The 24632-nt window shown below is 57.6% G+C and carries 25 protein-coding genes and 1 pseudogene; 13 read left to right on the top strand and 13 right to left on the bottom strand.

What is annotated here, in order from left to right:
- Positions 1 to 234: 234 nt before the first annotated feature.
- Together M017_RS0101985 and M017_RS0101980 are read right to left on the bottom strand one after the other, a co-directional pair.
- Positions 235 to 1296, bottom strand: coding sequence for an IS5 family transposase (locus M017_RS0101985; RefSeq protein ID WP_031495380.1), 1062 nt, complete (start codon positions 1294 to 1296; stop codon positions 235 to 237).
- A gap of 62 nt (positions 1297 to 1358) precedes the next feature.
- On the bottom strand, positions 1359 to 2390 hold the full coding sequence (locus M017_RS0101980) for an IS5 family transposase (RefSeq protein ID WP_031495378.1): 1032 nt from the start codon (positions 2388 to 2390) through the stop codon (positions 1359 to 1361).
- Positions 2391 to 2542: 152 nt separating this feature from the next.
- Here M017_RS0101980 and M017_RS29825 point away from each other — a divergent pair, with 152 nt between their 5' ends.
- The 4 genes and pseudogenes from M017_RS29825 (at position 2543) to M017_RS0101955 (ending at position 5598) form a co-directional block, all read left to right on the top strand.
- Positions 2543 to 3070 (top strand): IS630 family transposase, encoded by a 528-nt coding sequence (locus tag M017_RS29825; RefSeq protein ID WP_080507452.1) that lies wholly within the window; start codon positions 2543 to 2545, stop codon positions 3068 to 3070.
- Positions 3043 to 3555 carry an IS630 family transposase gene (locus M017_RS30540; RefSeq protein WP_051669432.1) on the top strand — a complete coding sequence of 171 codons (513 nt, stop codon included), beginning with the start codon at positions 3043 to 3045 and terminating at the stop codon, positions 3553 to 3555. Before M017_RS29825 ends, M017_RS30540 begins: the two co-directional genes overlap by 28 nt.
- Before the next feature lie 258 nt (positions 3556 to 3813).
- Positions 3814 to 4896, top strand: a pseudogene (locus M017_RS26150) (IS630 family transposase).
- 333 nt (positions 4897 to 5229) lie between these two features.
- Complete coding sequence (locus M017_RS0101955; protein ID WP_155121172.1) at positions 5230 to 5598, top strand: hypothetical protein; 369 nt, start codon at positions 5230 to 5232, stop codon at positions 5596 to 5598.
- Here M017_RS0101955 and M017_RS0101950 read toward each other — a convergent pair.
- The 3 genes from M017_RS0101950 to M017_RS0101940 are packed head-to-tail and all read right to left on the bottom strand — an operon-like array spanning position 5595 to position 7205.
- A complete protein-coding gene (locus tag M017_RS0101950) occupies positions 5595 to 5834 on the bottom strand; it encodes a hypothetical protein (protein WP_031495373.1) in 240 nt (79 codons plus the stop codon). The genes M017_RS0101955 and M017_RS0101950 overlap by 4 nt on opposite strands.
- 31 nt (positions 5835 to 5865) lie before the next feature.
- The gene (locus M017_RS0101945; RefSeq protein ID WP_031495372.1) at positions 5866 to 6561 is read right to left on the bottom strand and encodes an HAD family hydrolase; all 696 of its coding nucleotides are present in this window, start codon (positions 6559 to 6561) and stop codon (positions 5866 to 5868) included.
- 5 nt (positions 6562 to 6566) lie between these two features.
- Complete coding sequence (locus M017_RS0101940; protein ID WP_035957610.1) at positions 6567 to 7205, bottom strand: LON peptidase substrate-binding domain-containing protein; 639 nt, start codon at positions 7203 to 7205, stop codon at positions 6567 to 6569.
- Positions 7206 to 7225: 20 nt separating this feature from the next.
- On the opposite strand from M017_RS0101940, the gene M017_RS0101935 reads away from it, so the two are divergent.
- The 7 genes from M017_RS0101935 to M017_RS0101905 all read left to right on the top strand — a co-directional run bounded on the left by M017_RS0101935 (position 7226) and on the right by M017_RS0101905 (position 14367).
- Entirely contained in the window at positions 7226 to 8005 is a 780-nt protein-coding gene (locus M017_RS0101935) for an SDR family NAD(P)-dependent oxidoreductase (RefSeq protein ID WP_162179810.1), read from the top strand.
- Positions 8002 to 8532: a shikimate kinase gene (locus M017_RS0101930; RefSeq protein ID WP_035957608.1), complete on the top strand. Its 531-nt coding sequence runs from the start codon at positions 8002 to 8004 to the stop codon at positions 8530 to 8532. The genes M017_RS0101935 and M017_RS0101930 overlap by 4 nt, the downstream gene beginning before the upstream one ends.
- Positions 8480 to 9811, top strand: a complete 1332-nt coding sequence (locus M017_RS0101925; RefSeq protein ID WP_051669431.1) for a glycerate kinase type-2 family protein — start codon at positions 8480 to 8482, stop codon at positions 9809 to 9811. The genes M017_RS0101930 and M017_RS0101925 overlap by 53 nt, the downstream gene beginning before the upstream one ends.
- Positions 9812 to 9984: 173 nt before the next feature.
- A complete protein-coding gene (locus M017_RS0101920; RefSeq protein ID WP_051669430.1) occupies positions 9985 to 11220 on the top strand; it encodes a Gfo/Idh/MocA family protein in 1236 nt (411 codons plus the stop codon).
- 15 nt (positions 11221 to 11235) lie between these two features.
- Entirely contained in the window at positions 11236 to 11931 is a 696-nt protein-coding gene (locus M017_RS0101915) for a HEAT repeat domain-containing protein (RefSeq protein WP_031495362.1), read from the top strand.
- Positions 11932 to 11986: 55 nt separating this feature from the next.
- The gene (locus M017_RS0101910; protein ID WP_080507450.1) at positions 11987 to 13840 is read left to right on the top strand and encodes a glucose/sorbosone family PQQ-dependent dehydrogenase; all 1854 of its coding nucleotides are present in this window, start codon (positions 11987 to 11989) and stop codon (positions 13838 to 13840) included.
- Between the two features lie 158 nt (positions 13841 to 13998).
- Complete coding sequence (locus M017_RS0101905; RefSeq protein ID WP_031495359.1) at positions 13999 to 14367, top strand: VOC family protein; 369 nt, start codon at positions 13999 to 14001, stop codon at positions 14365 to 14367.
- A gap of 103 nt (positions 14368 to 14470) precedes the next feature.
- On the opposite strand, the gene M017_RS29040 is transcribed toward M017_RS0101905, so the two are convergent.
- Entirely contained in the window at positions 14471 to 14647 is a 177-nt protein-coding gene (locus tag M017_RS29040) for a hypothetical protein (RefSeq protein ID WP_155121171.1), read from the bottom strand.
- On the bottom strand, positions 14644 to 14841 hold the full coding sequence (locus M017_RS29035; protein ID WP_474939338.1) for an RNA polymerase sigma factor: 198 nt from the start codon (positions 14839 to 14841) through the stop codon (positions 14644 to 14646). Before M017_RS29035 ends, M017_RS29040 begins: the two co-directional genes overlap by 4 nt.
- A gap of 355 nt (positions 14842 to 15196) precedes the next feature.
- On the opposite strand from M017_RS29035, the gene M017_RS0101890 reads away from it, so the two are divergent.
- Both M017_RS0101890 and M017_RS0101880 read left to right on the top strand, forming a co-directional pair.
- The gene (locus M017_RS0101890; protein WP_031495357.1) at positions 15197 to 15715 is read left to right on the top strand and encodes a DinB family protein; all 519 of its coding nucleotides are present in this window, start codon (positions 15197 to 15199) and stop codon (positions 15713 to 15715) included.
- Positions 15716 to 16464: 749 nt separating this feature from the next.
- The gene (locus M017_RS0101880) at positions 16465 to 17289 is read left to right on the top strand and encodes a hypothetical protein (protein ID WP_031495355.1); all 825 of its coding nucleotides are present in this window, start codon (positions 16465 to 16467) and stop codon (positions 17287 to 17289) included.
- Here M017_RS0101880 and M017_RS0101875 read toward each other — a convergent pair.
- The 6 genes from M017_RS0101875 to M017_RS0101850 are packed head-to-tail and all read right to left on the bottom strand — an operon-like array spanning position 17286 to position 24618.
- The gene (locus tag M017_RS0101875) at positions 17286 to 18098 is read right to left on the bottom strand and encodes a hypothetical protein (RefSeq protein WP_155121169.1); all 813 of its coding nucleotides are present in this window, start codon (positions 18096 to 18098) and stop codon (positions 17286 to 17288) included. The two genes, M017_RS0101880 and M017_RS0101875, sit on opposite strands and share 4 nt — an antisense overlap.
- Positions 18049 to 19158: a hypothetical protein gene (locus M017_RS0101870; protein WP_238325785.1), complete on the bottom strand. Its 1110-nt coding sequence runs from the start codon at positions 19156 to 19158 to the stop codon at positions 18049 to 18051. The genes M017_RS0101875 and M017_RS0101870 overlap by 50 nt, the downstream gene beginning before the upstream one ends.
- Complete coding sequence (locus tag M017_RS0101865) at positions 19076 to 19750, bottom strand: hypothetical protein (RefSeq protein ID WP_031495352.1); 675 nt, start codon at positions 19748 to 19750, stop codon at positions 19076 to 19078. The genes M017_RS0101870 and M017_RS0101865 overlap by 83 nt, the downstream gene beginning before the upstream one ends.
- Positions 19716 to 20801: an anhydro-N-acetylmuramic acid kinase gene (locus tag M017_RS0101860; RefSeq protein WP_051669429.1), complete on the bottom strand. Its 1086-nt coding sequence runs from the start codon at positions 20799 to 20801 to the stop codon at positions 19716 to 19718. The genes M017_RS0101865 and M017_RS0101860 overlap by 35 nt, the downstream gene beginning before the upstream one ends.
- Complete coding sequence (mutS, locus tag M017_RS0101855) at positions 20801 to 23359, bottom strand: DNA mismatch repair protein MutS (protein WP_031495348.1); 2559 nt, start codon at positions 23357 to 23359, stop codon at positions 20801 to 20803. Before mutS ends, M017_RS0101860 begins: the two co-directional genes overlap by 1 nt.
- Complete coding sequence (locus M017_RS0101850; RefSeq protein ID WP_031495346.1) at positions 23359 to 24618, bottom strand: Glu/Leu/Phe/Val family dehydrogenase; 1260 nt, start codon at positions 24616 to 24618, stop codon at positions 23359 to 23361. The genes mutS and M017_RS0101850 overlap by 1 nt, the downstream gene beginning before the upstream one ends.
- Positions 24619 to 24632: the final 14 nt, after the last annotated feature.

Here is a 24632-nt window from a genome sequence, read left to right as displayed (position 1 = left end):
TTTCCTCCCCAGCAAATCGCAGGGTGCCCCGGAGTGGCGCTAGAACTCCATATGAATCTGTTCTTCGTCTCGCAAATTTTCGCAGAACTTCCATAGGAACTTGTTGAAAATACCCCTCTACCGCGAATATGATGGTATCTGGATGAGGATGTATTGAATCATTGCTCAAAATTGAACCTGCCCGCGCTCCCGCGATAGGCCGAAAACCATTGATTTTGGGCCATTTTCCGTCATTTAGGCACACTGCTCCTGCAGGGTTTTGACTCGAAGCAGATTGTAAGCTGCGGCTGTATAAGTGACCAGCCATCCGACCTTATCGATTCCCCGCAGCTTGATCTTTTTCAGTCCGCCCGTTTGCTTCATCCATCCGAAGGCCTTCTCTACAAGCCACCTCTTGCTGAGGCTCATGCGATACCCTTCATGCCTTGTCGTACGCTGATCAATGGCGCTTCTGCGATTCTTGTTGTTCTGCGCCACATGTGGGGTCACTCCCAACTCGCGCACTGTTTTGACAAAGTCCTTGCGGTCATAAGCTTTGTCGGCCCCCAGCGTTATGCGTTTGCCGGGCCGCGCTATTTTGGCCGCCATCAATAAGGCGGCATCGGCTTCGCCATGACCATCGGCTTGCGTGCTCATCACCTCACGGATCAAACCATTGCGGTTCTCGATCACAATGTGGCCGAGGTAGCTGAGCTTGGCTTCCTGCCCATTCCCCTTCTTGTACAAGCGGGCATCTGGATCTGTCTTGGACTCGTGCGTTTCATTGCTGCGCTTCTCGCCGTGGAACTGCTTGCCATCTTTGGGGCCTTCGCCATCTTTTCGTTGAAATCTCTTCTGTCCTGCCCAGGCTTCGATCAGCGTTCCATCCACCGTGAAGTGCTCATCGGACATGAATCCAGAGGCCAACTCATTGACCCGGCTAAAGAACTTCTGCGCGACCTCTTCATTCAACAGCCGCTCCCGGTTCTTGCTGAATACGGCGTGGTTCCAAACCGGCTCATCGATCTCAAGCCCAATGAACCAACGGAACAACAGGTTGTAGTCCAACTGCTCCATTAGCAAGCGCTCGCTGCGCACCGAGTAGAAGATTTGCAACAACAACGCTCTGAGCTGACGCTCGGGCGGAATCGAAGGACGCCCCACTCGCGAATACATCTGCTCAAACTCTCCATCCATGCTCTTGAGCAACCCGTCTACCAGTTGCCGTACTTTCCTCAGTGGATGGTCCTCTGCGATCCGATCTTCAAGGTTCACGTAGCTGATCAGGGTTCTTTGTTGCTGGTCGGTTCCGCGCATAAAACATAGATGCTCTAAAATATTTCAGCGTCACATCCAGCGGCGAGTTTTTCAACAAGTTCTTAGGCAAACTTCTCCTGCAGGGTTTTGATTCGAAGCAGATTGTAAGCGGCCGCAGTGTAAGTAACCAGCCAACCAACCTTGTCCAGTCCGCGCAGTTTGATCTTCTTCAGCCCCCCGGTCTGCTTCATCCAGCCAAAAGCCTTTTCGACAAGCCATCGCTTGCTCAAGCTCATCCGATACCCCTCATGCCTTGTCGTCCGGCCATCAATCGCACTCCTGCGGCCCTTGTTGTTCTGCGCCACGTGCATTGTTACGCCCAACTCACGAACTGTCGTGACGAAGTCTTTGCGGTCGTAAGCTTTGTCGGCTCCTAATTTGACGCGCTTGCCGGGCCGCGCTATTTTTGCAGCCATCAACAGGGCCGCATCCGTTTCGGCCTGCCCATCGGCCTGTGTGCTCATCACCTCGCGGATCAAGCCATTGCGATTCTCAATCACGATATGACCCAGATAGCTCAGGTTTGCCTCTTGGCCCTTACCTTTCTTGTAGCGGCGCGATTCCGGGTCGGTCTTGGATTCGTGTGTCTCGTTGCTCCGCTTCTCGCCGTGGAAATTGCCGCCATCTTGAGTGCCATCGCCAGCCTTGCGCTGGAAGCTCTTCTGTCTGGCCCAGGCTTCAATCAGCGTTCTATCCACTGTAAAGTGCTCATCGGACATGAAGCCGCTTGCCAGTTGGTTGACTCGCGCAAAGAACTGCTGCGTCACTTCTTCATTCAAGAGCCGCTCACGGTTCTTGCTGAACACAGCGTGGTTCCAAACGGGTTCATCGATCGCGAGGCCAATGAACCAACGGAACAACAAGTTGTAGTCCAACTGCTCCATCAACAAGCGCTCGCTGCGCACGGAATAGAAAATCTGCAGTAACAGCGCGCGAAGCAGTCGCTCCGGCGGAATCGAGGGCCGGCCTACCCGAGAATACATCTGCGAGAACTCGCCATCCATACTCTTCAGCAGCCCATCGACCAGTTGCCTAACTTTTCGCAGGGGATGGTCTTTGCCGATCCGTTCTTCAAGACTCACGTAGCTGATCAGCGATGCCTAGTTCTGGTCGTTTCCGCGCATAAAACATAGATGCCAGAAAATGTTCCAGCGTCACATCCCACTCAGGGTTTTTCAACAAGCTCCTATTGATAATCACATAATATAGCGGAACACATTGACTTCTGTCGGGTTCTAATCTGTATATGGGAAACCCGCGTGGAGTGGCTCGCGATTTCGATGCCTTGGAAGTGCGGAGGATGAGAGCACTGGCATTGATGCGAGAGAGTTTCAACAACAGTCAGATCGGCCATGAGTTAATGGTCGCCAACCAGACGGTGAGCCGCTGGCGCAAGGAATATAGCGAAGGTGGCAGGAAGGCTCTCGAGCAGGCTGGACGCGCTGGCCGGAAGCCTTTGCTGGCGGACAAACAGGCAAAGCTTCTGACGAACAAGTTGCTGGCGGGGCCGGAAAAACTCGGCTATGAAACGCCGTTGTGGACCTGCCAGCGGGTAGCCGATTTGATCGAGCAGGAATTTCAGATTCGCTACCATCCGGGCCACGTCTGGCGCATTCTGCGCGCCTTGGGCTGGAGTCCTCAACGGCCAGTGGGACGTGCGCTCGAACGCGATGAGAAGGCCATTCGCGAGTGGAAACAGGTGACTTGGCCCAACGCTAAAAAAAAGCCCAGGAAGAAGGCCGCACCATTGTCTTCATTGACGAAAGCGGACTAACGCAGAAGCCTCATCGATGCCGCACCTGGGCTCCGCGCGGCCAGACACCTATTCTGTTCCATCACTTCAACTGGAAGAACCTCTCGCTCATCGCAGGACTGAGCCGCTGGAATCTTCACTTTGAAATGTTCAGCGAAACGATCAAGAGTCCGCACATTGTGATCTTCCTCGGAAAACTACTTCGGGTCATCCCAGGCAAGATCCTGATCGTATGGGACGGACTGGCTGCTCATCGCAGCAAGTTCGTTCAGGATTTCATCGCAAGTTGTGATGGCCGCATCCAGACTCTTCGGCTTCCAGCTTACGCTCCCGAACTGAATCCCGTCGAATATATCTGGGCTCATCTCAAGCAGCACGAACTCCCGAATATCTGCGCCAAAGATCTCTGGCAACTCGGTGAAATGGCCAGAACTAAACTCAAGCGCATGCGCCGAAGAAAGCATCTACTCGTTGCTTGCTGGAAGCAGTCTTCTCTATGCTTCTGAATCCGCTATATTCCGCGAGACTCAATAGACTCGATGCGCTTACTGATTCAGATGGTCACGTTCGATTTCCCCGTCAGAAGGCATCTGCGTCTTTGGGAAGTTATCTCATATATACGGGCCTATCTGCAATGGCTGGCGTTCATTCTAGTTTTGGTCGACACGCACGAGTGTCTGCATTTGGTCGGGGGCTAGTGCAGTGCTTCACAATTAGTAACCAGTATGACCCCGGCGGGCGTCCCTATACTCGAGGAGCGAGAAATGCGAGTAGCCCCGCGAGTCGAGTTGAGCGATGAAACGAAGCGTGAGTTGGAGAAGTGGGCCCAGGGCCGGAAGATTCCAGTGCGTCTGGCAGAGCGGGCCCGGATCGTCCTCCTTGCCGGGCAAGGCAGGCAGGATCGGGAGATCGCCGCCGAACTCGGCATCACGCCGAAGAAGGCCAGCCGGTGGCGCTCCCGCTTTCTGGAATTGGGCGTAGCGGGTCTGGAGGAGGACGCTCCGCGGCCAGGACGCACGCCAACGATCAGCCGGGAATTGATCGCCGAGGTGATTCGCCTCACGACCGAGGTGAAACCCGCCCAGGCCACGCAGTGGAGCACCCGCAGCATGGCCGCGGCCTTGGGGATCAGCGACTCCAGCGTGCTGCGGATCTGGCATGCGCATGGCCTGAAGCCGCATCTCGTCGAGACCTTCAAGATCAGCAACGACCCCGAGTTCGGCGAGAAACTGGAGGCCATCGTCGGGCTTTAGCTCAGCCCTCCGGAACACGCCATCGTGCTGAGCGTCGATGAGAAGAGCCAAGTGCAAGCCCTGGATCGCACGCAACCCGGATTGCCGCTCAAGCCCGGCCGCGCCGGCACGATGACGCACGACTACAAGCGTCATGGAACCACGACCCTGTTTGCGGCCCTGAATGTTGCCAGCAGCAAGGTCATTAGTCTCTGCCAACAGCGGCACCGGCATCAGGAATGGATCAAGTTCTTGCGGCTGATCGACGAGGCCACTCCCGCAGGCAAGGAACTCCATCTGATCTGCGACAACTACGCCACGCACAAGCATGAGAAGGTGCAGCGCTGGCTCAATCGCCACCCCCGCTTCCACGTGCACTTCACCCCGACGAGTTCGTCGTGGCTCAACATGGTGGAGCGCTTCTTCCGCGACCTGACCGTCAACCGCCTGCGCCGCGGCGTCTTCGGCAGCATCGTCGAACTCATCGAAGCGCTGGACGCCTTTGTCGATGCCCACAACGAGAACCCCAAACCTTTCATCTGGACCGCCAAGGCCTCCGACATCCTCGCCAAGGTGGTCCGCGCTCAGGCCGCTCTTAACCGTCGCTCTGTGTGAAGCACTACACTAGGCGGAGATTCAATAAGCGGAGACGTACTAACAGACTGGACCGGCTCACCAGATTGGATGACCTCACGGATTGTGGTGAAGCCACGGCAGGTGTTCAGAAGATGACTGTTGGGAATAATGCGGTGGTACACTCGGAAACTTGGCTCAGACCACGATCACGATGGGGGACCTGGAATTGGGGGATTGTAGTTTGGAGCGGTTTCTTTTGCGTGCGTTGCCGTCTTTCAATAATATTTGGAAATCTTTGAACGGGGTTGAGGCTGTTGTCCCCAACGAGCAGAGGGCATCCACTTTGTGCAAAAAAAGAAGAACCGCATGCAAATGCTTCTTTCTATTTTCTCGGTGCTGGCCGGCTACTTGATTTTTGCGGTTTCCGCGTTTTGGCTGTTTCGGCTGGCTGGACAAGCGCCCCATCAACAGGCTCCACTGGGCTTCATGATTGGCAGCTCCGTCTGCGGGTGTTTGTTTGCTGGCCTGGGGGGCTATATGGCGGGAATGTGGGCGGGACGCGCGCCACTGGGGCATGGTGTGGCGGTGGGGATTGTCCTCGCGATTGGGGCTAGCGTCTCTCTGGCGAATACGATGGGCAGCGGCGCCATTTGGTCACAGGTGGCGGCTATTCTGCTGATGGCTCCCAGTGCCATGATGGGCGGTTGGCTACGGATGCGACAGGTGGCCGGTCGCGCTTAGCCCAGAAGATCGATGGTCCGCGACGCCAGCTCGTTTGCCGATTCCACGGCTTTCAGATTCGCTTGACTCCCAATCCCCGCTGCCAGAATCGCGATCATATCGTCGCTCAGATCGACGACATCTTCCCCTCGGGACAGTGCGGCCGGATTCCCTGCGGAAGACAACCGCTTGGCCGCCGCAGCTAACTTTTCCTGCGCCTTTTCTAGACCCGCCAGGCCAATCGATTGGATTTCCATAGTGTTCGTATCGGCTACGCTTTGAAGCCCTTTAGAAAATTTTCTGCAGTCCGCGAAAATTTTCCACCTGCAACAGCCACCCCGGCCCCACATCCAACAATTCCGTCTGTTCCAACACCCAAGTGCGCTCATGCGGCACGTACACCGCATTCAGGCCTGCGGCGATCGCCGGATTGATGTCGCTCTTCGGCGAATTGCCAATCATCCAGGTGGTTGCCGGATTCCAGCCGTAGCGGCCGACCAGCTCCCGATAGGCGGCCTCGTCCTTCTCCCGAACGATCTCGAACTCCCGGAAATACTTTCCTACCGGACTGCGATCGATCTTCAAACGCTGCTCTTCTGCCTCGCCTTTTGTAAACAGCACCAGATCGTGACTGCGCTTCAGCAGGTATTCGAGCGTTTCCTCAACACCCTCCAGCATTTGAATCGGCTGGTGCAGAATGCGGTCGGCGAATCCGATAATCTTCCCCACATCCTCCGGTGCAATCTCCCGCTCCACCAGACGCCGGTAGCAGGTCACCAGATTCTTGGCAAAATTCTTCGCCCCATATCCATTCACCTTGATATTGGCGATCTCGATTTCATCGAAAATCGTCCGCGTTTCTTCTGCGCTGAGCGAAGAATGATCGAGAAAGGCATAGAACTCGTCCCACGCCTGCTCGAAGTAGATATTGTTCTCCCACAAGGTGTCGTCGGCATCAATCACCAGCGTTTGTGGACCTTCCATCCGGGTCAATCGAGCACCTCCTGGCCATGCTTGGCAAAGCCGTTCAAGGGCGCTACCCGCCGCACATGCCGGGTCAACTTCTCACGTTCCAAGTAGCTCGGCAAGTATTCCGACAGGGCCTCCATGCGTTCCCGTTCACTCTTCATGCTCAGCAATTGCTGTTTAAACTCAAGGTCTCCGGCGATTTCTCCAATCACGAAGCTCAGATCTCCCCGGTTCTGGTCGGGCATTTCCTGCACCACGCCGCCATGCTCCATCACCATGAGCTTCACCCAGGTACTGAGGACGCGCTGCTTGACCAGATCGTCTGTCGCGGTGGAATCTTCGTCGGCAATCATCGCCACCGCGGCCCGCAGGAAGTTGCGCCCCTCATCGAGCAGGATGATCTCAAAGCGCCGGCGGCCCCGCACCAGAATATCCAGACGTCCATCAGGATACTTTTTCAGAATTTTCTCAATCACAGCCGTACAGCCGATATTCGCCATGCCTTTTTCACTGGCAAGTACGACACCGAATTCGTTCTCGGTCTCCAGCAATTCGCCGATCATTTCCTTGTAGCGTTCTTCAAAGATATGCAGCGGCAGGACGGCCCCGGGAAATAACACCACCCCCAGCGGGAACAAGGGTAGTTGATCTTGCGACATAAGTACTATTATTGACTCTTGTGCGGATCGACGGCTCTAAAATACTGCTGACCGGTGCTTCCACCGGAATTGGCGCCACTTTGGCCGGATTGTTGCATGCCCGGGGAGCGCATCTTGTGCTGGTCTCGCGCAAGACCCACACCTACGAACTCCCGGGGGCGCACTGGATCGCTGCGGACCTCACCGATGCCGGGCAGCGCAATACCGCCTTTGCCGAGGCGGCAGCGAAGCTTGGCGGTATCGATATCCTGATCAACAATGCGGGCGTCGGCGCCTATGTGTCCACGCGGGAGACTGATGAGGACACCTGGCGCCATCTGTACGAACTGAACCTTCACGCCCCAATCCACCTGGCCCGGCTTGCCCTCCCGGGAATGCTGGCCCAGCGGCGTGGTGCGATCGTGAATGTCTGCTCCATTGCCGCTTTGGTGCCACTTCCCTGGTTCTCACTGTATTCCACGACCAAAGCCGCATTGCTCAGCTTTACGCATGGGCTGCGGATGGAGCTTGACGGCAGTGGCGTGGAAACGGTGGCCGTTTGTCCCGGCTATGTCCAGACGCCTTTCCAGTCCCATGTAATCAGCGGCAAACCCCCACTCATGCTGCAACGAACCAAAGCCTTCGCGATTTCCCCTGAAGTTTGCGCCCAGGCAATCGTCCGCGGCATCGAATCAGGAAAGCGTACTGTCGTTACGCCCTTGAGCGGCCATTTTCTGCACTGGGCATATTTCCTTTTCCCGAAACTGATCGACTCTGTATTCGCTCGCTACAATCGCAATTTGGAAAGGTCTGCTGTTTGATTTTGAAGTTGAAACGCGCTCCCGGTATCTATCTCGTCGGATTCATGGGATGCGGCAAATCCACGGTAGGAGCACGTCTGGCGGACGAGATCGGGTGGCGTTTTCTCGATCTCGATCACCGCATCGAGGAAGAGCAGCAAAAGAGTATCGTCAGTATCTTCGAGGAGCAGGGCGAACAGGCCTTTCGTCAGATCGAATCGGAAGCGATCCAGCATCTGATCAAAGAGACCTATCGCGGCCGCGCTACGGTTGCCGCACTCGGTGGTGGCGCCTTTGCCTGGCCTGGCAATCGAGAGCGCCTGGAGGATTCGGGCGTCACGATCTGGATCGATTGCCCCTTTGAACGCATCTGTTCCCGCATCGCGAACGAGCACCATCGACCGCTGGCCAAAGATCCCATTCGCTTCCGCGAACTGTACGAAACTCGCCGGGAAGCTTACGCGAAAGCCGACTACAAGATCGAGTTCGATTCTAATGACCCCACAGAAGCAGTCCAGTCCATCCTTGCCCTCCGCCTCCTCGGTTGAGCGATCGCTCCGCCAGGATGCTTTGGCCATCTTTCAGGCTGCGCTTGCCGCCGCAGACCCCTACGCCGCAACCCTAGCGCATTTGCCCAAAACCGTGGGTAGTGTTTATGTTGTGGGGGCGGGCAAGGCCGCAGCGGCCATGGCGAGAGCTGTCGAGAAAGTCTATGGCAATCGGATCCAGGCCGGCGTGGTTGTGACCAAGTACGGTCACGCACAGCCGCTCCAGCACATTCGTTGCCTGGAGGCATCGCATCCAGTGCCGGACGAGGCCGGGGTTCATGCGGCGCACGAGATCGCGCAAATCTGTCTTAGCGCCCAGGAGACCGATCTCATCATTTGCCTGATCTCGGGCGGTGCTTCTGCCTTGCTGCCCTTTCCGGCGCAACCGATCACGCTCGAAGAGAAACAAACCACCACCCGGCTCCTGCTCTCTTGTGGTGCAAACATCCAGGAACTGAATACGGTGCGCAAACACCTCAGTTCGATCAAGGGGGGACTGCTTGCCGATCTGGCCTATCCTGCAAAGCTGCACACGCTGATTCTGTCTGATGTGATTGGCGATTCTCTCGATGTCATCGGCTCCGGGCCGACTGTTCCCGATACGAGTACTTATGAAGAGGCCTGGCAGATCCTCTATCGCTATGGCCTGATCGCGAAGATTCCGGCATCAGTGCGGGACCGGCTCGAGCAAGGTTGTAACAAGGAATTGCCGGAAACACCGAAGCCCGGCACGCGGATCTTTGACCGGGTGAAAAATACTCTGATTGGCTCAAACCGTCTCTCGCTGAAGGCCGCACAAGCGACCGCAAAATCGCTGGGCTATAAGCCTCTGCTCCTCTCCACGTCCTTGGACGGAGAAGCACGGGAGGCGGCGCGTTTCTTTGCGTCGATGGCCCGGGAGGCCAGAGCCACCGGCAATCCGGCGCGGCCGCCGCTGGCGCTGTTGGCGGGTGGCGAGACGACGGTCGCCCTCTCGGCGCATCCTGGTCTCGGGGGCCGCAATCAGGAGATGGCGCTTGCCGCCGCGATCGGCATCGACGGTTTGCCTGCCACTTGTTTTCTCGCTGCTGGCACCGATGGCACGGACGGTCCGACAGAGGCCGCCGGAGCCTACGCCACCGGCTCGACTCTGGCGCGTGGGGCCAAGCTTGATCTCGACCCGCAGGACTTTCTCGCCCGTAACGATTCCTACCACTACTTCCAGCCGCTCAAGGATCTCTTCCTCCCCGGTCCCACCGGAACCAATGTGATGGATTTGTATCTGATGCTACTGCGCTAACTGCGCCTCTTTGGTTGAATTCGCTCCCCTTTCTTTCAAAAAAGACTGAACAGGAGAGCTGTGCTCGGAATATCTCTCACAGAGGTCAATCGATTGTGAGTCCAATCCGGCCAAACCACGTAGTTCGATCCAAGACAACGAGACGGCAGATTCTCAAAACTGCGGTAGCACCGATGATTGTCCCCAGCCTGGTGCTCGGGCAGCGAACTGGGGCGATTGCACCCAGCGACAAGATTGTCATTGGGGGCATTGGAATTGGCGCTCGGGGTGCTCATGTCCTGAGTAAGTTCCTACCCCTGAAAGAGACGCAGTTCGTTGCGATTTGCGATGTGCGGAATGAACGCCGGGAAAGCATCAAGTCGACCGTTGACCAGCAGTACGGCAATCACGACTGCAAGACTTACGACGACCAGTACGCCCTTCTGGCGCGCCAAGATATCGACGCGGTACTGATTGCCACGGGCGACCGCTGGCACACCCCTCTGTCCATCATCGCGGCACAGCACGGCAAGGATGTTTATTGCGAGAAGCCGTGTTCGATGTCCATTGAGGAGAGCTGGGCGCTGGCGGACGCCTTTCGCCGCTACAACCGGCTGTATCAGGCGGGTTGCCAACGGCGCAACGGCGCGAACTTCGCTCTATGTAAGGAACTGCTGAGGTCCGGCGCTCTTGGAAAGTTGAAGACTCTCTACGCGAATGTTGGTCCTTCTGTGAATTGGCCCCCGCTTCCCAGCCGGGACTGGCTGGCAGCCGAAGCGTTGCCTCCCAAACAAGTCCTCGATTGGGATCGTTGGCTGGGACCGGCACCCTGGCGGCCCTACCACTCCTCCTACGTCAGCGGGGGCTGGCGAAACTTCTACGATTTCCATGGTGGCGGCATTCTCGAGTGGGGCTCGCACACTGTTGATCTATGCCACTGGGCGGCTGGACTGGATGACACGCAACCGGTGGAATACGAGCCTGTTGGCACCAACGTAGGCCCCTACCAGGTGAACTGCCGCTACGAGAACGGTGTGAAGCTTGTGATGCACGACAACGGCTGGGAAGGCGCGTTAAACACCGGTTCGTGCAGCTTTCGGATCGAAGGCGATCAAGGCTGGGTGGAAACGGGCGACCAGACGCGGATCGAGTGTTCCGACAAGATCCGCCCCCTGCTCCGGCCGACGGAATCAGCCAGGCTCGCGTTGGAGAATCACGTGAAAGAGTTCGTTCGCTGTGTCCGGGATCGGCAGACGCCCAGCGCCAGCGCGGCGAATGCTGCCAACTCGCATGTGACCTGCCATGCGGCGTTTATCGCCTACCAACGCGGCAAGACGCTTCGCTGGGACACGGTGAAGAAAGAGTTCCCCAATGACGAGATTGCGAATCGGATGCGATCCCGCGCCTTGCGGGAACCGTGGCGGATCTGAGAAAGGACACGGAGCATGCCGCAAACACCAATCACGCCAACGCCCCAGGCTGAGAAACCCAAGCCGCCGATGCCGCCAGCCGAGTTTCGGGAGGGTGACATCGCCAGTCTCAATGTGGCTGCGCTTCTTGGCACTTTGAAGGACCCGGCGTCCTCCGAGTTCAGAAAGGCGAAGGCCTGTGTACGGGCCGGCGAACTGGGCGCGAAAGAAGCCGTACCTGTTCTGTCGGCGCTGCTCACGGACCCGCATCTGAGCGCGTATGCCCGCTACGGCTTAGAACCGATTGCCGATTCTTCCGCCGGCGATGCCCTGCGCGCGGCGCTGCCCAAGTTGAAGGGAGGCTTGTTGATCGGAGCGGTGAACTCGATTGGGAAACGCAGAGATGCAAAAGCCACTCCGGCTCTTGTCCAGATGATGCTCGGGCCGGACTCGGAGCTTGCCCGTGCGGCTGCCGTTGCTCTGGGCAACATTGGGGGTGTTTCCTCGGCGAAGGAATTGAAGGCGGCCCTGGGCAGGACAAGCGCTTTGACCCGGGTCGCGGTTGCCGATGCGTTGCTGATCTGTGCGGAGCGTCTGCTGGCAGACGGCAAGCGCGCCGAGGCTTTGGATCTGTATGTGGCGCTGAGCGCTCCCGATATCCCCAAGCCGATGCGCCTGGCGGCGAGGAACGGCATCATCCGCGAAGAGACGTCCATCGGCCGTCCGCGCTAGACAGTTTCAACATCCGGCTCACTTGTTCTATACTGCCTGTGCGTCTGAGGAGCTTATGAAGAGTTTTCTACATATTGTGGCGATGCTGTCCATATTCGGGATCATGTCCGCGCAGGATGGACCGGAGTCGGTCGTGCAGGGAAGTAAGCAGTTCCAGAAAAAAGTGTTGGCCTCCGGATTGGCAGGACCCTGGGAACTCACCTGGGGGCCCGACAACATGCTTTGGGTGACCGAGCGCATCGGGAAGCGAGTGACGCGCATTGACCCAGTGAGCGGGGAACGACATGTTGCCATCACGATTGATGAGGTGGCCGCTCCTGGCGGCCAGGACGGACTGCTGGGCCTGGCGCTCCACCCAGAGCTGCTGCAAGGGACAGGCAACGATTATGTCTATGTCGCCTACACCTACCTCGACAAGAGCAAGAAGCCGAAGCTGACGGTGGCCGATCCGGCAAGTCCTTATCGCCATCTCTACGGTAAAGTTGTGCGTTTTCGCTATCAGGCAAAAGAGCAGAAGCTGTCTGATCCGGTGCAACTGATCGCCGGACTCCCGGCGGGCGATGACCACACGGGCGGCCGTTTGAAGTTTGGCCCCGATCAAAAGCTGTACCTCACCATCGGAGATCAAGGACACAATCAGCTTGGGAATTTCTGTCTGCCCATTGAAGCGCAACGATTGCCGACCCAGAAGGAGATTCGCGATCGGAACTACGCTTCGTATGTCGGCAAATCGCTGCGTCTGAATCTGGATGGGTCCGTCCCTGCGGACAATCCGAAGCTGAAGGGTGTGGTCAGCCATGTGTTCACTTACGGCCATCGCAATCCCCAAGGCCTCGACTTCGGGCCGGACGGTACTCTGTACTCGGCGGAACACGGACCCAAAACAGATGACGAGATCAACGTTCTAACGCGCGGATCCAATTACGGATGGCCGCATGTTGCCGGGTTACGGGATGACAAGGCCTATGTCTACGCGCGTTGGGCTGAGTCCAGCACGCCCTGCTCGCAGATGAAGTATAACGATCTGGCCATTCCTGCTTCGGTGCCGCAGGATCGGGAGTCAGCCTTCCATGAGCCTTTCGTGAATCCAATCGCGACAATGTTCACGGTGCCCACTGGCTTTAACTTTCAGGACCCGGCTTGCAAAGGTGTCGACTTCATCTGCTGGCCGACGGTTGGTGTTTCTGATGTCGAGTATTACGAATCCAAAGGCAAAGGCATTCCAGGCTGGGACAAAGTGTTGCTGGTGACGACGCTCAAACGCGGCTCGCTCTATGTCCTGCCGCTGAGTGCTGACGGGAAGACGGCAGCAGGCCATTTTTCGCGCTACTTCCAGTCCGAGAACCGCTTTCGGGATTCGGCGGTCAGCCCGGATGGCCGGACGATCTATATCGCTACCGATCCTGGTGGACTGGCCGGAGCCGCCGATGCCGGTACAACCACCAATATGGAGAATCCTGGCGCGATTCTTGCTTTCACCTACACCGGTGAGGGAATGCCGGGTGCCGAGCCGCAGCGCTTGACGAGCGACGCCAAAAGATTGAATGAGGCGACGAATGCCGCTCCCATTGCCGATGGCGTTGCGCCACAATTCACCGCGGCACAAGCGGCACGAGGCAAGGCGGCTTACAACGCAACCTGCGCAGTGTGCCATGGCAGTACGATGACGAACGGTGCCTATGGGACGCCGCTTGCCGGTGAGTACTTCAAAACGAAGTGGTCGCATCGGAGTGTCCGTGCGTTTTATGACCGTGCGCAGAAAACCATGCCTCCGGGCGCTCCCGGCTCCCTGGCGCCTGACGCGTACGCGGACATCGTCGCCTATGTCCTCGAGGTGAACGGGTTTGCTGCGGGAGACGCCAGCTTGCGAGCCGGCGATGAGAAGACCGGTAGGATGGTGTTGAAGTAGAGGTTGCAAGCACAGCTGTTTGACGCTACGCTGCTTCATTTCTCGATCCGGACTGCGGATGGTCTTGTGGGAGCTGTCTCGGTGGTTCGATTCCCGCCACCGCGCACTGCTTGTTCCGTTGAGTTGCCGGTGTGTTTCTCCCTACATAGACTGAGTGCATGATTCGTCGCATTGCACCTCAGTTCTTTACCACGAACATCCCGGCCACCCTCGCCTATTACCAAGGCACGCTTGGCTTCGAGTGTCTTGGCACATGGCAGGATCCTCCTGTCTATGCAATCGTCGCGCGCGATCAGCAGACCATCCACTTTCGCTGCGCCGAGCCGCCCACGGCTAACCCCGGCAAGTATGAGGACGAACTGCTCGATGCCTACCTGCTCGTTGAGGATGTGGACAAGCTTTACGCCGAGTACGCGGCCCGCGGTGGGGAGTTCACTCGTGGCCTTGCTGACATGCCGTGGAACGCTCGCGAGTTTGTTGTGAAGGATTGCGACGGCCGTTTGCTGGCCTTTGGAGCGGAGCGCTGAAGACCAGTAGTATTTGGCTTTCTCGGGTTCTTTATAAGACTCTCGACTGTCCAGCTTCCGGCGCGCAGAAATAAGGATGGTGTTCTGGCGGAGCCGTTGGCGGTTATTCCGACAGCCGCAAATTTGTGAAGTACGCCTTGGTTTTAACTCCGGCCCACAGGGCTACGGCACCTTTGCTGTCGCCGAGTTTCAGGTCGTTCACAATCAGCACTGGCTGCGGCGCACTGTTCGCGGAAAGCCGTGCCTTTTCACTGCTGACTTCGATTTTGATCTTGGTCAACTCGCCAGGAACCAGGTCTGCATAAGATTCATACTTGCCTGGCGCGTGACGATGCGAACGAGAATTTCCTGCGCCGCATCTTCCGCAGCTTCGCGATTGCGCAGCATGCGCAGGGCAAGGTCATAGATGTCTCCTTGCAGGGCGCGCAATACCGTATCCAAGGCGAGGCGATCTCCGTTGCTCGCCGTCCCAATGGTTGGAACTATGACGAAAAGAAAATTGCAGTTACATCGGTGGACCGCTAACGGTGCAGGAAACGGTTCAGCGTGAGATCTGAGACAACTCGACTACCTGAGAAACCACAGGTCACCAATCGCGGTAAGGTTACGGATAGCCTTTTCGTCGCCAACAAAAGCTGACCGGAACTGGCACGGGTGTCAGGATCGAACTCGATGTCTCGTTTCTTGAGATGTCCGGAACGAAAATCCTTGATCAACCGCTTGTTGTCGGAAATAATTTCACAAAGTGGGAGCCGGATCGCCTGCTGCCTGGATCGAGGCAGGCTAGTTTCTAAGGCCTAGAGCGATAGACCAATAGGAGAACAGAGAGATGAAAAAGACGATTGTTTTGACCTTCCTTGCGCTGAGCAGTTGCATGGCCGCGCTCGCGCAGAACCCCATTTCTGGTGGCCAGAAGTTCCTCTTCGGCATGATTAAGAACAACATCATCCGTGCGGCGGAAAAGATGCCCGAAGAGAACTATGCGTTCAAGCCAACGCCGGATGTACGCAGTTTCGGCCAGCTCGTGGGGCACGTCGCCGATGCCCAATACATGTTCTGCTCCGCTGTGCTTGGAAAGACGAACCCGGCGCTCGGCATAGAGAAGGGTAAGACGGCGAAAGCGGATCTGGTGAAGGCCCTCAAGGAGGCGTTTGCTTACTGCGATACCGCCTACGATGAGATGACGGACGCCCAGGCGAATACGCTGGTGAGGTTCTTCGGAGCCGATCAAGCCAAGACGACGGTTCTCTCATTTAATGTTGCTCATGACAATGAGCACTACGGCAACATGGTGACCTACATGCGGTTGAAGGGGATTGTGCCCCCTTCGAGCGAAAAGCGCCAATAAATGGAGCACTAAACACGTTCGATAGCGACTGATAGCCTGGCAGACTAGCCGCTCTCTTGTTGGTACGAGAGCAACGTTGCGGGGACTTGTTCTATGTCTTTTTCTTTGCCACCCCGAATCCAATGTGCCAGGATCGACTCGATGTCTTCAATGAATCTTTAAAGGAGGGGCAAGCTCGTTCGGCATCACCAGGGATCCGAGTCCGGATTCCGAACGAGCGCCCAGCCGTTCACCGTGCATTAGGAACCAACGATGGCACTGATACTCGGAACTGATCTTTTCCACTACTAGGCCATGCTGGCTAAACTCATCTCCCTCTTGTGCCATGAGTGTTCACCCTTGAGCTGTCTTCGATAACCCTCGAGGACTGCTTTTGTGTCCAGCGCGTAGCCGCCTCCGCGCGCGAGAAGAGAAGCTGTCGCGACGAAGACCCTCCAGATTTGGAGCATCACCTGATAGCTCCTCGGTGGTGTGTCTGGTGAGTTTCTCGATCATCAATGCTGTGAGGCGATCTCTTCTTTTGATGGAGGAGGATTTGGCATCCTCCGGTGTTTCGATTCGCAGCTGACGGCTCAGTGTCTGCATCTTGCTGAGCCACTGCTCTTTTACTTGGCAATTGCCTGCGTTTGTTCATACAGCCGCGCCGAGCGTAAAGATGACTTGGACTCGGCTCACGATCGTATCCTTTCACGGGCCTCTGCGATTTTCTGCCACCGTTGGTCTCGCTCCTTCGTACTGGAGTTAAGACTATGTTTCGTTCTCTCCTGCTACTCAGTCTTCCCCTGCTGGCCCAACCGCCGGCTGACGAGATCCTCTCGAAGGTTGCGGAAAACTTCGCCCGCGGTCCGGAACTGCGGCGAGAATACGTTTATACCGAAACGATCCTCACTCGTCTCCACCGCAGCGACGGGAAACTGGCGCGAGAAGAGCAGCGAGAATACTCCGTAACCCCTACAGGAACTCGTACGGAGAAGAAATTGACCCGGCATTCCGGACGCTACCGCAAGGGGAATCAATACATCTCCTACTTGGAGCCAGATGCCAAGCTACCAGAGCATCACCGCAGCGACGCAGCCATTGCCGCAATTCTGGCAGGCATGTTCACGTCAGAAGAAAACAGTCGCGACGGTGTGATCCCCGGTCTCTTCCCATTTCTGCCAGAAGCGCTGGAGCACTACAGCTTCAGTCTCCTTGGAAGGGAACGCTTTCGGGATCGGGATATCTATCGAGTCGCTTTCTCCGCGCGATCTGGCCCGAATCTCAGTCACCCCTGGGCGGGCGAAGCGCTGATCGATGTAGAGGATCTCCATCCGCTCCAGATTCAAACTCGCCTTGCGCCCAAGTTTCCCTTTGTGGTCCGAACGCTGTTTGGGACGAACCTGAAGCAATCTGGCTTCTCTGCCACCTATAAACGGGTGGCTCCTGGCGTCTGGTTCCCCGAGACCTACGGGACGGAGTTTCTGGTGCAGGTCCTCTTTGGTGCTTACAAGCGAGTGGTCACCATGGCTCTCGAAGCCAAAGACTTCCGCCGCGTCCGCGCTGACTCCTCCGTCAGTTTTGAGCCTGTTCGCTAGAAGTAGCTGGTGTAGCGGCACGCGACTCCGGGGAAGAAGTTATACTCGTTCGCGAGTCCTTTCTCCTCACTCGCCTCGAACCATGTCCTGTTATAGCTGTAGCCGGACTGCCAGTTCTTCGCACTCTGCGACTTCGGGTACTTCCGCATCAGCATCTGCCATAACTCGATCACTTTCTTCTCTGCGGAAGGAGGCACGCGCGAATACCGTGACACACGGATGGCATGGTCCAAAAGTAAGGGGCCATGGTCTGCACGGGACCTCGCATAGCTGCCGTAAAAGTCTGCTGCACTTCCAATGGCCTGGATTGCCGCGAATTCCTTCTTCCCCTCAGCCTTCTGCACGGCATTCAGCAAGCGAAACTTCACTCCCTGAGGACTCCCTGGACAGGCATTCCATGCGCCTTGATCTCCGTACCAGTCCACGCCTACCCGATATGGACTCCAGAAATTGTCTCGATAATCGTCGATCTTTCCATCGGGAACGGCGCGGCCTGAAGCCGCCAGGAAGTAGGGGCGAATTTCCGGCTGCTGAATCGTAAACGCCATCAATGCGTGGTAGCGCTCCTCTGCTGTCGGCGCTGCGATCGCCGCCGTCAGCGCGGCAGCGTAGTTCGGACGGGACCGAATGAGTGCCTCGGCAAGAGGAAGTTGATACTGATCCTGGCGCAAGATTAGAGCCCACATCAGGGCGACCCGCTGGAACTCAACAGCCATCATGCGAGGCAGGCTCGGGGCCAAGGCCAACTCGGCAAGAATCTCAAGAGGTGCGGATTCGTTTAAGAACTTTGCCTCTGGGTAGTTCAGCACCTTTTCTGGTAACGGTGCCGCAAGGTTTTTGCGTGGTTCTTGGGTCCAAATCGAGATTTTGGCGGTCTGGCTTTCGTTCTTCGACGGCATCATAGAGATGGAGATAGTCCCAAATATCTTGCCGCAAGCTTAGGTCGACTCGCGGCTTCACCACGGTCTGTGCAAGATCGTCCATTACTGCCATCGGATCGGTGGTCAATGCGTTTCGACGTCGCAACACCTTCACGACGCTGTGGATCTGAGCCAGCGCAGGATTGCTCAGGATCGCGCGGATTTCCGCTTCGCCCTGAGGGCCAAACTTCGCATCCCCTTGCGCACCAACGACATAGCTGCGGGCCACCAGATAGCGAGCGAGGATGCGCCACTGAGAAGTCGAGTCCGCGGCAATCTCGCGGAAGGCTCGCGCCGCGTCCTCCGTCTTTCCTGCATAGAACAAGGCGGCAGCTTTCTGATCGGCCCGATCCTGTACCAACCACTTCGGACTCCCGTTCGGAAGCGCAGGCCAATCGGTTGCTTCCTCAAAGGCAACTTGCTGTCCGGCAAGCCAGCTCCGCAAGTAAGGCGACTTCACTCCCACTCGCTGGATTCGGTCCCGCAATGTGAAGGTGGCAACGCGGTAGGCATCCTCGGCCCGATAAAAGACATAGGCTGGCGAGTTAGGGTTGCGATCTCGGCGAAACTGTTCCGGATCTTGCTTAATGCCATCGACCTTGGCCGCCTCGCGCGTCCAGTTCTCCACCCAATCCGGTGCCGTGCGATCCCAAGGCCTTTCTGGTGTGCGATCTTGCCAGTAGGCCAGTACCTGCGCTTGCTCCCCGCCATTGAACCCCACGCCAGCAAAATAGCGATAGGCAACGATCAGATAAGACCGTGCATAACTCGGGACAATGCGGCCTTCGGCGTAGCGATGCCTCGGCACATCCGGGTGGCGGGCAAAGGTCAGCACCGTGACTGCGATGGGATAGGGACAAGCCCAACTATAGAGACCGATCAATGCGCTGAGCGCGAGTAACGATCGAACAAAGTATGGGACCATGGCGTGGCGCAAGATCTTCATCAATGGAATAACCCAAACTTCTCTGACACGCCGGTGAGGAAAACTTACGATGCTGTTCTAAGCGCCGAACGACACTCCGTCCGGCGGGTCCCATGCGGAATAACATCGGGACGCGCTCATCGGCGGGCAGACTGGCAAACCATGCTTGCTCACACCAACCGGCTAGCACGGTCATCGAGAGAAACAGCTTCGCCCCATGAATCCGCTTTAGCGCTGTGATGAGCTCGCCATAGATCGGGCGCAGTGCAGGTGGCGCGTCGAAATTGATCTGCAATTTGCCCCCGCCATCGCGGATAAGCCTGTTGCAGGCTCGCAGCAGTGTGGTGCTGTCCTGCGGCTTCTCCCGCCCTTCGATGCGCAGCACCGGCATCTGGTAGACACTCTTTGGAATTGTCAGCGCGGCGCTGCGGTATCGGATCTTCACCCCACGTGCATCGACAAAAGCCGTTGCTGCCAGATAGGCGACTCCAACGTCTTTACGCTCTGCCAGAAAGCTGAAATCCATCGGCTGCTCCCAGGCCCACAGCATCCAGGGTGGTGGCTCTGCAGCCGCGGCGAGGCTAGCGAGGATGCAACTGGCCCAGAACAGCCGCATGCCTGGCTCCAGTTGCCGAGGGGAGATTCGAAGGAATGCCAAGTTTGGTTGCTGCGGCCAGCACCGCGAAGGCGATCGCTTCCTTTGCATCGGCCGGAATGCCGATATCATCGATCGAGTGCACATAAGTCGTCGGCAGCAAGCCTTGTAACTCGGCCATCAGCAGCGGATTGTGGACGCCGCCACCAGAGACCAGGCACTCATCGGGCGCAAAGTGGGGCACAATAAAACGCGTGATGCCCTCGGCAATTGAAGCCGCCGTAAAAGCCGTCGCCGTCGCGATCAGATCGACAAGCGGTAGCCCGGTCTCAATCAGCTTCGCGACAAAGTCTTCCCCATACTGCTCGCGGCCCGCAGACTTCGGTGGCGCCTTCCGGAAATAGGGATCACGCAACAAACGGCGCAACAACCTGTGATCGAGCTTCCCTTTGCGGCCCAGAACCGCATCGCGATCATATTGCTGCTTGCCATTGGTTGCGATCACGGTCAACTGATCGATCACCATGTTGCCAGGGCCGGTATCGAAGGCGAACACTTCAGTGGCAGCGGCTCCGGCAGGGAGCGCATGCACGTTCGCGATCCCGCCAATGTTGATCGCAACGCGATGGATCTCCGGGCGCGTCAGCATCATCCAGTCGAAGAAGGGAACCAGCGGCGCCCCATGCCCACCCGCGGCAAGATCCCGCGCGCGAAAGTTTGTAATCGTCTCAATGCCCAGCCGCTCGGCAATCACCGCGCCCTCGCCAAGCTGTAGCGTGCAGCGCGGGCCCTCGTGATACACCGTCTGCCCATGGCAGCCAATCAAGTCGATGTCAGGAACGCCAAGCGCAGCAATCGCAGCCGCGTAGCATTCCGCGAGTTCGTAGTGCAGGCGAGCAATGTCGCGGGTGTGGCAGTCCGTATTCGAGACAGCGAGAATCTTCTTCCGCAGCGTCTTTGTATACGGCGTGCTCGCGAACTTCACCACCTCAAACTTCGGCCAGTCGATGTCGACCACGGCGACATCGATGCCGTCCAGCGAAGTTCCCGACATCACGCCCGCGACACGCACTATTGCAACTCCTTCTGCAATTCTGCCAGAATCTGCAGCGCCTCAATGGGCCGCAAATCATCGAGCTTCAGCGCTCGAATCCGTGAGGCGATGTTGCCGCCCACCGGTTCAAACAACTGGATCTGCATCGGTTCGGGCGCCCGATCCCCGGGCGGTGTCAATTGCTGCTTTTCGTGCAGCGCCAGGATCTGCCGCGCCCGGTCAATCACTACCTCAGGCAGGGCGGCGAGCCGGGCCACCTCGATACCAAAGCTCTTGCCTGCCGCTCCCGGTTCCACCTTGCGCAGGAAGATGATCTGGTCGCCCGCCTCCTTCACCGAGACATGCAAATTGCGCACGCCCGGCAGGTTCTCCTCAAGCACCGTGAGCTCATGATAGTGCGTGGCAAACAGCGTCTTCGCCCCAACGCGCTGGTGCAGAAATTCGACCACGGCCCAGGCCAGCGCGAGCCCGTCATAGGTTGAGGTGCCGCGTCCAATCTCATCGAGCACTACCAGACTCCGGTTAGTAGCCGTATTCAAGATCAGCGCGGTTTCCGTCATCTCCACCATGAAGGTGGAGCGGCCGCGCGCCAGATTGTCTGCTGCGCCGATGCGCGTAAACACGCGATCGACGACAGGCAACAGCGCCTCCTCGGCGGGCACAAAGCTGCCAATCTGCGCAAGGATCGACATCATCGCCGCCTGCCGCAGATATGTTGACTTACCGCCCATGTTCGGCCCGGTAATCACGGCGACAAACTTCGACGAATCGAGGAAGATATCGTTCGGAATGAAGCGTGCCGCGTCCGCTTCCACCAGCTTCTCCACCACCGGATGCCGCCCGCCCACCACACGAAACTCATTGTTGGTGGAGAAGCGCGGGCGCGTATAGCGGCGGCTCACGGCAACCTCAGCGAGGGCCAGCAACACGTCGAGTTCCGCGAGCGCTGTGGCTGTCTGGCGAATACCCAGAGCAAAGCTCGCGGCAAACAAGCGCAACTCCGTAAAGAGCTGCTTCTCGATGGTTTGGATTCGCTCCTCGGCTTCGAGGATTTTGCTTTCCAGTTCCTTCAGCTCCGGAGTGGTGAAGCGCTCGGCATTGACCAATGTCTGCTTCCGGTCATAGTCGCTGGGCACCAGATGGAGATTCGATTTCGAGATCTCGATGTAATAGCCGAAGACGTTGTTGAAGCGGACCTTCAGGCTTTGGATATTTGTGCGCTCGCGCTCACGCACCTCCACCTGGGCAACATACTGCTTGCCGTTGCGTTGGATGTCGCGCAGTTGATCGAGCTCCGGGTCCACGCCATCGCGGATGACGCCGCCATCGACAATGCTAACCGGCGGCTCATCGCTCAGGCCTTGCAGTACGCGGGTGCGCAACTCACTCAGGTCCACCAGTTGCGCATTCAAGTGTTGCAGCAGCGCGGCGCCAAAGCCACGCAGTGGCGTCTGGATGGCGGGAACCAGATTGAGAGACTTGGCAAGGGCGAGCAGTTCGCGCGGTCCCGCCGTGTTCATCGTAACTTTGGCGAGCAGCCTTTCGATGTCATAGACGCCCTGCAGCTTATCGCGCAATCCGGTTCGCGGAATCGTCGCCGAGCGCAACTCTTCAACGGCATCAAGGCGCGCCTCAATCTCGTTCTGTTGGACGGAGGGCCGCAGCAGGCGCCGCCGCAGCATACGTGCGCCCATGCCCGTAACCGTCTCATCCAACACCGAGATCAGCGTGGAGCTCTTGCCGCCCCCAAGGTCTGAGGAGAAGATGGGGTCCACCAGTTCGAGATTGCGCACTGTCACCGGATCGAGCACCATCGCCTCGCCGCGCTCATAGTAACCAGGCCGGTCGAGATGGTCGAGCGCGGCCTTCTGAGTGTCCTTCAGATAATGCAGCAGTGCGCCCGCGGCAGAGACGGCGAGCGGTTGCGCGCCCATGCCAAAGCCATCGAGCGAGAGCAGCTTGAAGTGCTCCTTCAGCAGCCGTTCGCAATATTCATAGTCGAAGACCCAGGGCTCGAGCGTTGTTTGCAGGCCGCTCAGCGTATGGTCCTTCACCGGCAGCAGAATCTCTTTGATGTTCAGCGATTCGACGAGCGGCGCGACCTCGTGGGCCGGCAGCAGCGTGACGCGGAACTCGCCGGTGGACACATCGACATAGGCGAGCGCCGCACGGAGCGGATCTTTCGAATCGCGTCCCACTGCGCCAAGATAGTTGTTCTCTTTCGCGTTTAGAACATTGGCTTCGGTTGCTGTTCCGGGCGTAATGATGCGGGCGATCTCGCGGTTGACCAGCTTCTTGCCTTGGCCCGCTGCCTCGGTCTGCTCGCAGATCGCGACCCGATACCCACGCTGGATCAGCTTTGCAATGTAGCCATCGCTGGCATGATAGGGCACGCCGCACATCGGTGTGCCATGTCGGGCGGTCAAGGTAATGCTGAGTTCCCGGGCTGCTGTTGCGGCATCCTCGAAGAACATCTCATAAAAATCACCGAGACGAAAAAGCAGCAGGGCATTCGGAACCTGCTGCTTGATCGCATGATACTGCCGCATCAGCGGCGTTGACTGAATTTCTGTCATTAAGCGTAAAGGCCACGCTGCTGGATCGTGAAAGCGACACGATCGAGGGCTAGCATATAGGCCGCAGTCCTGTTATCTACTTCGTGTTTCTCGGCGTAGCTCACGACATCGCGGAAGCTGGCCGTCATAATCTCTTCGAGGCGGGTGTTGACCAGTTCTTCATTCCAGAAGAAGCCCTGGCGATCCTGTACCCACTCAAAATAAGATACGGTGACTCCGCCGGCGTTTGCCAGAATATCCGGAATGATGAAGATGTTGCTCTTCTTGAGGATGGGGTCCGCCAATGCGGTTGTCGGTCCATTCGCTCCCTCACAGATGATCTTCGCCCGGATCTTGTCCGCATTCGCTGAGGTGATCACATTCTCTTTCGCGGCCGGCACCAGGACGTCGCATTCGGTGTACAGCGCTTCTGTTTTGTCGACGTTCGTACCACCGGCAAAGTCGACAATCGACCCGGTCTGTTTGCGATGCGCTATCAGCGCTTCAATGTCGAGACCTTCCGCGTTGTGAACGGCGCCATCCCACTCGATCAGCGTGACGATCTTCATCCCCGCCTTCGACATCAGACGGGCCGCCTGTCCGCCGACGTTGCCGAACCCCTGCACCACCACGCGCGCCTCACCAGGTGCGATGCCAAACTTCTTGAGCGCCTCCAGGGTCACGATCATGAGCCCGCGCCCGGTCGCTTCCGTGCGGCCACGGGAGCCACCGAGATCCACCGGCTTCCCGGTGACCACCGCGTTCACGGTATGCCGCTTGTGCATCGAATAGGTGTCCATAATCCAGGCCATCGTCTGCTGGTTGGTGCCCATGTCTGGCGCCGGAACATCACTCTCCGGGCCAATCACATCGATCAGCTCAGCCGTGTAGCGGCGGGTGATGCGTTCCAACTCGCGGTCGGACAAAATCGTGGGGTCACAGATGACGCCACCCTTGCCGCCGCCGAAGGGAATATTCACCACGGCGCACTTCCAGGTCATCCAACTTGCGAGCGCACGCACTTCATCGAGCGAGACGTCGGGCGCATAGCGAATACCGCCCTTGGCCGGGCCGCGCGCGATGGAATGTTGGATGCGATATCCAGTAAATACTTCCAGCCGTCCATCGTCCAATTCCACCGGAATATGGATGATGACCTCTCTTGCAGGGGAGCGCAACACTTTGCGCATTCCTTCATTCAGGTTCAGTGCCTCGGCAGCAAGATCGAATCGTGCTTCGGCTGCCTCCAAAGGGTTCAGTTCATCATGAGGAACGGACATGGTAGCTTTCCTTT

It is taken from the genome of Bryobacter aggregatus MPL3, assembly GCF_000702445.1.
GTDB classification, from domain to species: Bacteria; Acidobacteriota; Terriglobia; order Bryobacterales; family Bryobacteraceae; genus Bryobacter; species Bryobacter aggregatus.
The sequence above is the reverse complement of the archived record's forward strand: the minus strand, read 5'-3'. Positions and strand labels throughout refer to the sequence as shown.